The 12,268-nt window shown below is 71.4% G+C and carries 11 protein-coding genes; 4 read left to right on the top strand and 7 right to left on the bottom strand.

Annotated elements, in window-relative coordinates:
• Positions 1–10: 10 nt before the first annotated feature.
• The 3 genes from E7Z54_RS18530 (at position 11) to E7Z54_RS18520 (ending at position 2,890) form a co-directional block, all read left to right on the top strand.
• Positions 11–520 (top strand): SigE family RNA polymerase sigma factor, encoded by a 510-nt coding sequence (locus tag E7Z54_RS18530; protein ID WP_136436207.1) that lies wholly within the window; start codon positions 11–13, stop codon positions 518–520.
• Positions 513–1,973, top strand: coding sequence for a hypothetical protein (locus E7Z54_RS18525; protein ID WP_136436206.1), 1,461 nt, complete (start codon positions 513–515; stop codon positions 1,971–1,973). Before E7Z54_RS18530 ends, E7Z54_RS18525 begins: the two co-directional genes overlap by 8 nt.
• Positions 1,974–2,143: 170 nt before the next feature.
• Positions 2,144–2,890 carry a hypothetical protein gene (locus E7Z54_RS18520; RefSeq protein WP_136436205.1) on the top strand — a complete coding sequence of 249 codons (747 nt, stop codon included), beginning with the start codon at positions 2,144–2,146 and terminating at the stop codon, positions 2,888–2,890.
• Positions 2,891–2,968: 78 nt separating this feature from the next.
• On the opposite strand, the gene sucD is transcribed toward E7Z54_RS18520, so the two are convergent.
• Both sucD and sucC read right to left on the bottom strand, forming a co-directional pair.
• On the bottom strand, positions 2,969–3,865 hold the full coding sequence (sucD, locus tag E7Z54_RS18515) for a succinate--CoA ligase subunit alpha (protein ID WP_136436204.1): 897 nt from the start codon (positions 3,863–3,865) through the stop codon (positions 2,969–2,971).
• A gap of 28 nt (positions 3,866–3,893) precedes the next feature.
• Entirely contained in the window at positions 3,894–5,060 is a 1,167-nt protein-coding gene (gene sucC / locus E7Z54_RS18510; RefSeq protein ID WP_136436203.1) for an ADP-forming succinate--CoA ligase subunit beta, read from the bottom strand.
• A gap of 325 nt (positions 5,061–5,385) precedes the next feature.
• On the opposite strand from sucC, the gene E7Z54_RS18505 reads away from it, so the two are divergent.
• Entirely contained in the window at positions 5,386–6,495 is a 1,110-nt protein-coding gene (locus tag E7Z54_RS18505) for a M23 family metallopeptidase (protein WP_136436202.1), read from the top strand.
• A 153-nt stretch (positions 6,496–6,648) separates the two neighbouring features.
• On the opposite strand, the gene pcrA is transcribed toward E7Z54_RS18505, so the two are convergent.
• The 5 genes from pcrA to E7Z54_RS18480 form a co-directional block, all read right to left on the bottom strand.
• Positions 6,649–9,141: a DNA helicase PcrA gene (gene pcrA, locus E7Z54_RS18500; RefSeq protein WP_136436201.1), complete on the bottom strand. Its 2,493-nt coding sequence runs from the start codon at positions 9,139–9,141 to the stop codon at positions 6,649–6,651.
• 99 nt (positions 9,142–9,240) lie between these two features.
• Entirely contained in the window at positions 9,241–9,600 is a 360-nt protein-coding gene (locus tag E7Z54_RS18495; RefSeq protein WP_136436200.1) for a hypothetical protein, read from the bottom strand.
• Between the two features lie 64 nt (positions 9,601–9,664).
• Positions 9,665–10,534: a M15 family metallopeptidase gene (locus E7Z54_RS18490; protein ID WP_206056390.1), complete on the bottom strand. Its 870-nt coding sequence runs from the start codon at positions 10,532–10,534 to the stop codon at positions 9,665–9,667.
• Positions 10,535–10,554: 20 nt separating this feature from the next.
• The gene (locus E7Z54_RS18485) at positions 10,555–11,214 is read right to left on the bottom strand and encodes a LuxR C-terminal-related transcriptional regulator (protein WP_136436199.1); all 660 of its coding nucleotides are present in this window, start codon (positions 11,212–11,214) and stop codon (positions 10,555–10,557) included.
• Positions 11,211–12,268: sensor histidine kinase (locus tag E7Z54_RS18480; RefSeq protein ID WP_136436198.1), on the bottom strand; the 1,058-nt coding region annotated here is incomplete at its 5' end. The genes E7Z54_RS18485 and E7Z54_RS18480, both read right to left, overlap by 4 nt.

Genomic DNA, 12,268 nt, shown 5'->3' with positions numbered 1-12,268 from the left:
GAGGGTCGGCGTGGAGGCGAGTGAGTTCGACGAGTTCTACACCGCGTCGTTCCGGCGGCTGACCGGCCAGGTCTACGCGATGATCGGCGACTACGACGAGGCGACCGAGTGCGTCCAGGAGGCGTTCGCTCGCGCCTGGGCCCACCGACGCAAGCTGGATCGTGCCGAGTACCCCGAGGCCTGGGTTCGCACCACCGCGTACCGGCTGGCCGTGAGCCGGTGGCGTCGTCGCAGGCGCGGCGAGCGCTCCCCCGACCGCGCCGTCAGCGCCGCCGTCACCGTGCCCGCCGTCGACGAGTCGCACGTCGCGCTCGTCGCCGCGCTCAAGCAGCTGCCCGAGGCCCAGCGCCAGGCGCTGGTCCTCCACCACATCGCCGACCTCCCCGTGCAGCAGGTCGCTGCCGAGGTCGGCGTTCCCGAAGGAACCATCAAGGCCCGGCTCAGCCGGGGACGCGCGGCCCTGGCCGCGCTGCTCGCCGACGAGACCGGTCTCGCGGGAGGAGGGGTGAGCAATGCCTGAACTGCCTGACCCGATCGAGAGGCTCTCCAGCTTCGGCGAGGGAATCGAAGGAGGCGACATGCCGCTCTCCCCGGCCGCCGTACGACGCCGGGGCGACCAGCTCCGCCGGCGCCGCAACGCACTCGTGGCCGGTGGCGCCGCACTCGCCGTGGCGGCCCTGACCGTGCCGGTCTTCGTCGTCGTCGGGGGAGACCCGAACAGCCAGGCACCTCCGGTCACGAAGGACCCCAACGACGGCTCCGCACTGGGCCAGCACGACCTGCTGACCGACGAAGACACCGTCTACTCCGAGGGCGCAGACTGGTTCGCGACCGACACCGTCGAGGGTGACGGGCAAGCCGCCTTCCAGCTGTGTGCCCGTCAGAGCCTGACCGGACTCGGGGCAACCGCAATCCTCCAGCGCGACTTCGAGCTGCGCAACACCATCCAGGTCGAGGGGGAGACACCGCCGGAGGTCCAGGGTGACCACTTCAGGGAGGCGGTCGCGCAGTTCCCCGATGCAGCCACCGCCTCGGCGGCCTACGACACGATCGCCGACTGGATCCGAGAGTGCACCGAGTCCGCGACCGCCGCGGGGACCCCGGACTACCGCTACCTTCAGACCTACGACGTCGACACCGAACTCGACGGCGACGCCGAGGCGATCGTCCTCGATGCGCACTACCGCCCGGTACCGGAGGAGATCGACCCGTTCCGGGTCTCGGCGTACATCGCCGAGACCGGGCTGGTGCGTGTCGGCGACCGGATCGCCGTGCTCGACTCGGTCATCGTCGGCCAAGACTACGACTTCCCGCCAGAGGACGGCGGCACCCCCGTCAAGCGGATGATCCCGCCGGCCGCCGACCGCCTGCGACCCGGCGACGCGACGCCAGAGCCCGACCGGTCCGACGCGCCCGTCCCCTCAGCCCCGGCGGATCCCGGTGCCGACGCCATCGCGCCGGACTTCCCGCTCACGGCCGGCTGGCCCGACCGGAGTGGTGACAGCGACTACACGATGGAGGCGCCGGCCGCCGGCAACCAGGCCCTGGTGCCGGCAGGCGAGCTGCGGGCGTGCGGGCGGACACCGGAGTACGGCGACTTCGCGGACCGCCTCACCACCCGACTCACCGGTCCCGAGGACCACCGGTCCCGAGAGCTGCTGCTGTTCGCGGACCTGCCGGCCGCTGAGGCGTACCTGGACTCCGTGTCCGCGATCTACAGCCTCTGCCCCGCAGAGGGCGAGGCGCCGACGATGACCACGGCGGTCACCCCCGGCTCGCTCGGCGACCAGTCCTTCGACATCCGCCGCGACAGCGACGGGATCGGCGCGGTCTCGATCCAGGTGGTCCGGGTGGGTCGCGCCGTCCTGGTCGACACCCGTTCCACCGAGGGCAACGACCCGGGCCCGCTCGCCGCCGAGGCGCAGGACGGCATGGCGGACGTCGTCGCCACGATGGGATCGCTCGCGCCCTGAGCGATCGACCCAAGGAGGGCGGCCACCGGGAGGTGGCCGCCCTCGACTTTTCCCCGAAAGTACGGGCATCTGTCCCATCTCGATGCAACTGCGGTGCAACCGAACCGGTTGCAGGGGCGTAACTGCCTCGACAACACCGAGCATCACCAGAGACAGAAAGGGATACCGCCGTGAACCACCGCCGGTCCACCCAGCTCCTCCTCGCCGCGGCTGCCGTCGCGGCGACCTCCCTCCTCGCCGCCTGCGGCAGCGGGTCGTCCGCATCGGCCGACGCGATCAGCGAGGGCGACGCCACCACCTCGGCTCCGGCCGACCCGTCGACCACTTCGACGGGGGGCGTCACTGCCGAGGACCTCCTCACCGACGCCGACACCGTCTACGTGGAGGACGCCGCTGACTGGTTCGCCGTCGAGACGTGGACCGACGCCGGCCAGCAGCTCTTCGGCCCCTGCGCGCAGACCGGCCTCGCCGACACCGGCGCGCCCAGCGTCGAGGGCCGCGCGTTCGAGCTTCGCAACCTGGACGCGGGCGCCCCGGAGGTGCGCGGCGATCTGCTGACCCAGGTGGTCGCCGAGTACGACGACCAGGCGGCCGCCACGAAGGCGTGGTCCACGGTCAACGGGTGGCTCGAGGAGTGCGGCGGGCGTCCGGACGCCATCACCGACTACCGCGCGCTCCAGACCCGCAAGGTCGCAGTGCCCGGCGCCGACGCCGTGATCACCGACTCCCACTACGGCCCGCTCCCCAAGGAGCTGGACGACGGCCACTCCGCCTACATCATGGAGACAGGCGTCCTCCGCAGCGGCAGCCGGCTCACGGTGATTACGTCCGTGATCGTCGGCCAGGACTACAACTTCCTCCACAGCACCCCGGTGGAGCGGATGCTGGCCCCCGCCGCGGAGCGGCTGCAGGACTGAGCACCGCCGAGCCCGGGCAGCGCGAAGGCCCGCCACCCGTGGGGTGGCGGGCCTTCGTCGTACTGCTGTGACCGGAGGTCAGAGGCTCTGCAGGATCTCCCGCGCGAGCTCGGCGGTCGCGGACGGCGTCTTGCCGACCTTGACGCCGACGGCCTCGAGGGCCTCCTGCTTGGCGGCCGCGGTGCCGGCGGAGCCGGACACGATGGCCCCGGCGTGGCCCATGGTCTTGCCCTCGGGGGCCGTGAAGCCCGCGACGTAGCCGACCACCGGCTTGGTGATGTTGGCCTTGATGTACTCCGCTGCCCGCTCTTCGGCGTCGCCGCCGATCTCGCCGATCATCACGATGACCTTCGTCTCCGGGTCGTCCTCGAACGCCTGGAGCGCGTCGATGTGGGTGGTGCCCACGATCGGGTCGCCGCCGATGCCGATGGCGGTGGAGAAGCCGAAGTCACGCAGCTCGTACATCATCTGGTACGTCAGCGTGCCGGACTTCGACACCAGGCCGACCGGACCCTTGCCCGCGATGGTGTGCGGGGTGATGCCGGCCAGCGACTCGCCCGGCGTGATGATGCCGGGGCAGTTGGGACCGATCATGCGGGTCTTCTTGCCCTGCAGGTAGGACCACACCTCGGCGGTGTCCTGGACCGGCACGCCCTCGGTGATCACCACGATCAGCGGGATCTCCGCGTCGATCGCCTCGACGCAGGCGTCCTTGGTGAAGGCCGGCGGCACGAACAGGACCGACACGTCGGCGCCGGTCTCGGCCATGGCCTCCTTCACGGTTCCGAACACGGGGAGCTCGACGTCGTTGCCGTCGTGGTCCTTGTGGGACACGGTGGTCCCGGCCTTGCGCGCGTTCACGCCGCCGACGATCTGAGCGCCGGAGTCGAGCATCAGGGCGGTGTGCTTGGCACCCATGCCGCCGGTGATGCCCTGGACGATGATCTTGCTGTCCTTGTTGAGGTAAATCGACATTCTTCTATCCCAGTCTGTGTCGACGCGGTCAGGCGTTGGCGAGCTCGGCGGCCTTGTCGGCCGCGCCGTCCATGGTGTCGACGAGGGTCACCAGTGGGTGGTTGGCCTCGTTCAGGATCTGCCGACCGAGCTCGACGTTGTTGCCGTCGAGTCGAACGACCAGCGGCTTGGTCGCGGCGCCGCCGAGGAGCTCCAGCGCCCCGACGATGCCGTTCGCGACCTCGTCACACGCCGTGATGCCGCCGAAGACGTTCACGAAGACAGACTTGACCTGCTCGTCGTTCAGGATCACGTCGAGGCCGTTGGCCATCACCTGGGCGTTCGCGCCGCCACCGATGTCGAGGAAGTTCGCCGGCTTCACGCCGCCGTGCTTCTCGCCGGCGTAGGCGACCACGTCGAGGGTGCTCATGACGAGCCCCGCACCGTTGCCGATGATGCCGACCTGGCCGTCGAGCTTGACGTAGTTGAGCCCGAGGTCCTTGGCCTTCGACTCGAGCGCGTCGGCCTCCTCGCGGATCTCGAACTGCTCGTGGTCGGGGTGACGGACCTCGGAGGCGTTGTCGTCGAGCGACACCTTGCCGTCGAGGGCCTCCAGCCGGTCACCGGCGAGGCGGGCCAGGGGGTTGACCTCGACGAGGGTGGCGTCCTCCTCGACGAAGACCTTGAAGAGCTTCTCGATCATCTCCACGGCCTGCTCGAAGACCGGCTCGGGGAAGGCGGCCTCGGTGGCGATGGCGCGTGCCTTCTCCGCGTCGACGCCGACGCCCGGGTCGATGGCGATCTTCTTCACCGCGTCGGGGTTGGTCTTGGCGACCTCCTCGATCTCGACGCCGCCCTCGACCGAGGCGATGCAGAGGTACTGGCGGTTGGAGCGGTCCAGCAGGAAGGAGAAGTAGTACTCCTCCTCCGGCGGGGTGGCCGGAGTGACCAGGACGCGGTTGACCGTCAGGCCCTTGATCTCCATGCCGAGGATGTTGGAGGCGTGCTCGAACGCCTCGTCCGGGGTCTTGGCCAGCTTGACGCCGCCGGCCTTGCCACGGCCACCGGCCTTGACCTGGGCCTTGACGACGGTGACGCCGCCCATCTCCTCAGCCGCAGCCTTCGCCGCCTCTGCGGTCTCGACGACCACGCCGAGGGTGGTTGCCACGCCGTGCTTGGCGAAGAGCTGCTTCGCCTGGTACTCCATCAGGTCCACTGATATGTCCTCACATCTAGGTCAGGTCCGGTGCGCACGCGGCACACCCCGGGCACACTAGTCCCGGACGGCTCGGTCGATAAGACCCGGCCCCGCCAGAGTGACCACCGTCACTGCCGATCCCATGGGCGGCTGCCACTCGTCCACAACCGGCGGCCCGCAGGATTTCGGAGCGGTGTCGACATCGGCTATGGTCGGCACGCACGTTTCACCCGGCCGTCACCCGACGGCCACCTCGGTCGGAGCCATTCTCGGGCGTCTCGGACGAGCAGGATCGGGTCGAAGCGGCCTGGACCACCGTCCCCCACCATGGAGTCAGCAGTCGATGGGTAACCACCGAGCGGACCACCGTGCGCCGCGACGCCGCTCGACTCCCAGCGCCCCCTCCCCCGAGAAGTACGTCGGCAAGCGGATTGCGGGCCGGCTCAGCGCTGAGGAGACGACCACCGCGCCACTGGCGCAGATCGCCGAGCCGACGCGCGAGTCCCCGGTCACCACACCGGTCGTCGTCGCCGTCGAGCCGGCCGTGCGCGTCGAACAGCCGGCCGAGCTGCGCCGCTCCGGTGAGCGGGCGCCCACCGTCGAGCTGCCCGCCCTGAGCGACATCCAGCTCATCGACCCGCTGTCCGACTCCTCGACCTCGCTCCGCGCGGCCCGGCCGGGCAAGCGGCGCGCCGTCAAGCACGCCGGCACCCGCGGGCCGCTCTTCCGCGGACTCCCGTCGATGCCGGTCGCGGTCGGCCTCGCCACCCTCGCCGTCGCCGTCGGCGGCGTCGTCACCTCGACTGCCGACCCCCAGCTGACCTCGGCATCGGAGCGGCTCACTGCGACCAACGCGATGACCGGCTCGTTCGGCAGCGGCACCGTCGGCACCCGCGGCGAGACGATCAGCCGAGACTCCGACCGGGACGCCCTCGCCCAGGCCAACGGCGCCGACGTCGTCGCCGAGGCCGAGCGTCACGCCGAGGAGCGCAACAGCGCGCTCAGCGAGCTCGCCCGGGACGCCGACAAGGAAGCCGCGGAGATCGCCCTGAACCAGTGGGTGCTCCCCATCGACCCGGGCACCTACCGGCTCACCGCCACCTACGGCCAGTACGGACTCTGGGCGAGCTACCACACCGGCCTCGACTTCGCCGCGCCCAGCGGCACGCCGATCCGAGCGGTCGCCAACGGCGTCGTGACCGAGGTCGGCTCCGACGGCGCCTACGGCAACAAGACCGTGATCACGCTCGAGGACGGCACGGAGATCTGGATCTGCCACCAGTCGTCGTACGACGTCCAGGAGGGCGACACCGTCCGCGGCGGCGACATCATCGGCTACGTCGGCTCGACCGGCCACGTCACCGGTCCGCACCTCCACCTCGAGGTCCGCCCCGGCGGCGGCGACCCGGTGGACCCCGACGCGGCCCTCCGCGTCCACGGCGTGACCCCGTAGTCCACGAAGGGGCACGGTCTGCGCCACGAAGGGGCACGGTCTGCGCCACGAGGGGGCGCAGTTCGCGGTTCGAGAGGGCATCGGTACGACGAGCGCGCCCCCTCGCACCGCAAAGTGCGCCCCCTCGCACCGCAAAGTGCGCCCCTTCGCGGGTTAGAGCTTCTCCACCGGGGCGTAGCGGAGCAGCAGCCGTTTGACGCCGTCGGTACCGAAGTCGATCGAGGCCACGGACTTCTCGCCGACGCCCTCCACTGCCACCACGGTGCCCATGCCGAACGAGTCGTGGGTGACCCGGTCGCCGGGTACCAGCACAGGGATCGGGCGCGAGGTCTTCGCCTTGCTCGCCGCATCCGCGCGGGCGGCGGCGGAGCTGAAGTTACGGCGCCCGGCTGCGGTCGGGGCACCGAGGCGGGCACCGCCGGCGTCGTCGTAGCCGCGGCCCTCGGAGGCGAACGTCGGCCGCGACCACCGGGTCTGGTCGGCCTCCGTGCGGCGCCAGTCGACGAGGTCGACGGGCAGCTCGGAGAGGAAGCGGGACGCCGGGTTGTGGGCCGGCGCGCCCCAGGCGGAGCGGACCACGGCGCGGGAGACGTAGAGCCGCTGGCGCGCGCGGGTGATGCCGACGTAGGCCAGCCGGCGCTCCTCCTCGAGCTCGGGCCGGTCGCCGAGCGCCCGCGAGTGCGGGAAGACGCCGTCCTCCATGCCGGTGAGGAACACGACCGGGAACTCCAGGCCCTTCGCGGTGTGGAGCGTCATGAGGGTGACGACGCCGGTATCGGCCGGTGCGTCCGGGTCGTCGGGGTCCGGTGCGTCGGGGATCTGGTCGGCGTCGGCGACCAGCGCGACCCGCTCGAGGAAGTCCGCGAGCCCCGGCTCGACGATGCCGGCGTCGACATCGGTGGGGTCGGCCGAGGGCCCGGCGACGGGGTCCTCGGCGAACTCACGGGCGACGGCGACCAGCTCGCCGAGGTTCTCGACGCGGGTCGCGTCCTGCGGGTCGTCGGACGCCTCCAGGCTGGCGAGGTAGCCGGAGCGGTCCAGCACCGTCTCGAGTACGACGTCAGGCCGCTCGCGCGCGTCCACCATCTGCTGGAGCTCGGTGACCATGGCGACGAAGCCCTCGATGTTGGTCTGGCTGCGGGTGGCGAGCCCCGGCGCCTCGTCGGCACGCTGCAGCGCCTCCCAGAAGGTGATCCGCTCTCGGTTCGCGAGCTCGTTGACGCACTCCACGGCGCGGTCGCCGATGCCCCGCTTGGGCGTGTTGAGGATCCGGCGGAGGGAGACCTGGTCGTCGGGGTTGACCAGCATCCGCAGGTAGGCGAGCGCGTCACGGACCTCGCGCCGCTCGTAGAACCGCACGCCACCGACGACCTTGTAGGGCAGGCCGGTGCGGATGAAGATCTCCTCGAACACCCGGGACTGCGCGTTGGTGCGGTAGAAGACCGCCATGTCGGCCGGGCGCAGGCCGGCGTCGGTGAGCTTGTCGATCTCGGCCGAGACGAACCGGGCCTCGTCGTGCTCGTCGTCGGCGACGTAGCCGACGATCTTCTCCCCGTCGCCGGCATCGGACCACAGCCGCTTGGCCTTGCGGCCCTCGTTGCGCTCGATGACGGCGTTGGCCGCGGTGAGGATCCGCTGGGTGGAGCGGTAGTTCTGCTCGAGCAGGACGGTCCGCGCGTCCGGGAAGTCCTTCTCGAAGTCCATGATGTTGCGGATGTCGGCGCCACGGAACGCGTAGATCGACTGGTCGGCGTCGCCGACGACCATCAGCTCTGCAGGCGGCACCCGGTCGGCGGGAACGCCGTCGAGGGTGTCGGGGTCCGGCCGCTCCTCGAGGTCCTGCCCGCAGAGCTGGTGGATCAGGGAGTACTGCGCGTGGTTGGTGTCCTGGTACTCGTCGACCAGGACGTGCCGGAACCGACGTCGATACGTCTCGCGGATCTCCGGCCTGGCCTGGAACAGCAGGACGGTCTCCATGATCAGGTCGTCGAAGTCGAGGGCGTTCGCCTCCCGCAGCCGGCGCTGGTAGACCTTGTAGGCGGCGGCGTACGTCTCGTCGATGCTGTTGCGGGCGTCGGCCGCAACCTCGTCGGGATCACGCAGCTCGTTCTTGTGGTTGCTGATCCAGTGCAGGACCGGCCCCGGCTGGTAGCGGCGCGGATCCAGGTCGAGGTCGTTGAGCACCAGCGTGACCAGGCGCTTCTGGTCCTGGGCGTCGTAGATGCTGAAGTTGGACCGCACCGGTCCGCCCACCAGGTGCTCGGCCTCCTTGCGGAGGATTCGGACGCAGGCGGAGTGGAACGTGCTCACCCACATGATCCGCGCCCGGTTGCCGACGAGCTCGCTGACCCGCTCCTTCATCTCGGCGGCGGCCTTGTTGGTGAAGGTGATCGCGAGGATCGACCCGGGGTGCGCCTTGCGCTCGGAGATCAGCCACGCGATCCGGCGGGTGAGGACACGGGTCTTGCCCGAGCCGGCGCCGGCCACCACGAGCAGCGGCGGGCCCGAGTGCTGGACGGCCTGCCGCTGCGGCTCGTTGAGCCCCTCGAGGAGCTGGTCCGGCGTCGGCCCGCGGCCGCGGGCCCCGGCGGGTCCGCCGTCGGTCGGTTCAGCGGTCAACCCGGGTGTCTGCGGCGTCGTACTCATGCTCCGACCAGCGTACGGCGCGGCACCCCCGGGGGACGCACCGGCGGACCCAGCGGCGGACCCAGCGACGGGCGTGGCCGGCCGGGTGCCCCGGGCAGGTCAGGACGTGTGCACCGGCGACCAGGCGACGGCGATCACGACCTCGATCACGGCGAGGACCAGCAGGCCGATCCACAGCCCCTGCGGGATCCTCGGCTTGCGGGTGTTGGCCATCACCAGCACCAGGAGCACCGCACCGATGAGCAGCTTGGTGCCCAGCTTGGCGTGGTTGACGTCGACGTCGTCGGCCTCCAGGATCCCCCAGAGCACCAGACCCGCGAGGAACGCCGTGCCCACGCCGTCGCGCATCGCGCCGTTGACCTTCTTCTCCTCGTTGCCGGCCTGGGCGAGCAGCCCGCCGATGAGTGCGGCGAACCCCAGGATGTGGATGATGAGGACGATCAGGCGCGCGGTCTCCATGGGCTGAACTCTAGGGCCGCCGACGCTTCAGCGGCCTCCAGGCTCGCGGTGCTCATCGCTTCGGTCACCGCCCGGTGGCGGTGAAGTGCTGGTAGTCCTTCAGCGACTGCCACGCGCCGCCCCAGCTCCAGCCGATCCGTGCGAACTCGCGGACCGCGACCGAGTCGGCGTGGATGATCCCCGGCTGCCGGCGGGAGCGGTCGAGGTACGCCGACGCGAGCTCGGGCAGCACCAGGTCGCCCTTGCTGTAGGGGTTCAGGAACGGGTTGATGTCGACGGCCAGCCCGTAGGCGTGAGCCGACCAGGTGGTCGTGCCGCGAGACGCCCGGCAGACCAGGGCGGCGGTGTTGTTGCCGTCACCCGTGGGGTGCGCCTCGATGTCCGCCGTCGTGGGGAGCCGCATCTCCTCGATCGGGAAGTCGGCGCGGAACAGCGCCCGGAACACCGAGACCACGTCGCGCGCCGCGCGCGCTGCGAGCACCAGCTCCCCGGTGTGCGCCTGGCCGTCGAAGCCGCGGAAGGTGACGGTGACGTAGCGGAGCTCGTGCAGCGCGACGGGGCAGGCAGGCGACCAGGTCTTCCCCATCCGCCGCCGGATCTCCCCGGTGACCGGGCCGATCGATGAGTGGAACGCGCCGTCGGCGGGCGGCGGCAGCAGGTCCTCGGTCGGGAAGCGCCGGACCCGAAGCTCCTTCGGTGTCGGCAGCACCTGGCCGAACCCGTCGGCACGCAGCGGGAGCGGGTGCGCTCCCAGCTCCCAGGTCGAGTACGACGCCGACGGCTTCGCCGTGGCCGGCTGGTCCGAGCTCGGACCAGCCGGCGGGACGGTCGCCGAGCTCGCGGGCGCACCGCTGGGAGTCGACGGGTCAGCGCCGGGTGGGGGCGTCGTACCGTCCGAACAGGCGGCGGTGACCAGGGCCAGGGTGGCGAGCATCCCAGCCAGCCACCGCCGGGTCACAGCAGACGCCGATCCGAGGCCCATCGGGTCAGCTCGTGGCGCGAGGACAGCTGCAGCTTGCGCAGCACCGACGACATGTGGGTCTCGACGGTCTTGATCGAGATGAAGAGCTCCTTGGCGACCTCCTTGTAGGAGTAGCCGCGCGCGATCAGGCGCATCACCTCGCGTTCCCGCTCGGTGAGCCGGTCGAGGTCCTCGTCGACACTCGCGAGGTCCGCCGAGAGACCGGCGCCGGCGAACGCGTCCAGCACGAAGCCCGCGAGGCGCGGGGAGAACACCGCGTCGCCGTCCGCGACCCGGGTGATCGCGTCGACCAGCTGAGGCCCGGTGATCGTCTTGGTGACGTAGCCGCGGGCTCCCCCGCGGATCGTCCCGATCACGTCCTCGGCGGCGTCGGAGACCGACAGGGCCAGGAACCTCACCTCGGAGTTCCCGACCCGCCGGATGACCTCGACGCCGCCACCGCCAGGCAGGTGCACGTCCAGCAGTACGACGTCAGGCCGGTGCGCGTTCACCGCCGCGACTGCCTCGTCCACGTCGGCGGCCTCGGCCACCACCTGGACCCGACCCGCGCCCGTGGCGGCCAGCTCGGCGCTGACCCCGCGGCGGAACATGGCGTGGTCGTCGACGACCACCACTCGGACCAGCTCGGTCACTGCTCCCCCTCTTCCTTCTTGCGGTCCAGGTGCAGGTGCACCTCGGTGCCCTCGCCGGGCTCGGACCGGATCTCGACCCGGCCGCCGTGTCGCTCCATGCGATCGATGATGCTGCGTCGCACGCCGAGGCGGTCCTCCGGGGTCGCCGAGGGGTCGAAGCCGACGCCGCGGTCGCGGACGAACACGTCGATCCCGTCGGGCACGATCTCGGCGTAGATGTCGACCCGTGCCACGCCGGCGTGCTTGGCGGCGTTGGTCGTGGCCTCCCTGGCTGCCGCGACGATCGGTCGGGCGCTCTCGGCGTAGTCGCAGTCGCCGACGGCCACCACGTCGACCGTGATCCCGTAGGCGTCCTCGATCTCCGCGGCCATCGACCGGAGCGCACTGGCGACGGTCGCCTCGTCCAGCGACTCCCCGGCGTAGAGCCAGGCCCGGAGGTCACGCTCCTGGGCGCGGGCGAGGCGGGCGGCGTCGGCGGGGTTCTTCTGGATCAGGGCGAGGGTCTGGAGCACCGAGTCGTGGAGGTGGGCGGCGACGTCGGCCCGCTCCTGCGTGCGCACCCGCTCGGCCCGCTCGCTGCTGAGCTCGGTCAGCAGTCGGTAGCCGATGGGTGCGACCACGATCGCGAGGCCCCCGATCCCGAGCAGGATGGCGATGGTCGCGTCGCGAGCCAGCGAGAGCGACCCGTCGCGGAGCGCGAACAGCACCATGGCCACCACGATCAGGGCCAGCCCGGCGGCGATCCGCGTCCAGGCCGCCCAGCCACCCCCACCGAGCACCACCCGCAGCGGGTCGACGCGGCCGGTGGCGTCGAGCCAGCGCTCGCGCTGGGCCTCGTCCGCCTGGCGCCAGAGCAGGGCCACCCCGACCACGGCGATGCCGAGCGGCCAGACCCACCATCCGTTCCCGAGGACCGCCTCGAGCGCGAACACCGCACCGAGACCCAGCACCGCGAGGATGATCACCGGTCCGATGTCGGCCAGGGAACGGGTGCGCCCGGGTCGGCGGCCACCACGGGTCGCGCTCTCCAGGCCGGGCGCGAGCGCGGAGGGCG

The sequence above is a fragment of the Nocardioides sp. genome (assembly GCF_004803405.1).
GTDB lineage: Bacteria > Actinomycetota > Actinomycetes > Propionibacteriales > Nocardioidaceae > Nocardioides > Nocardioides vastitatis.
This window is presented reverse-complemented; position numbering and strand designations above follow the sequence as displayed.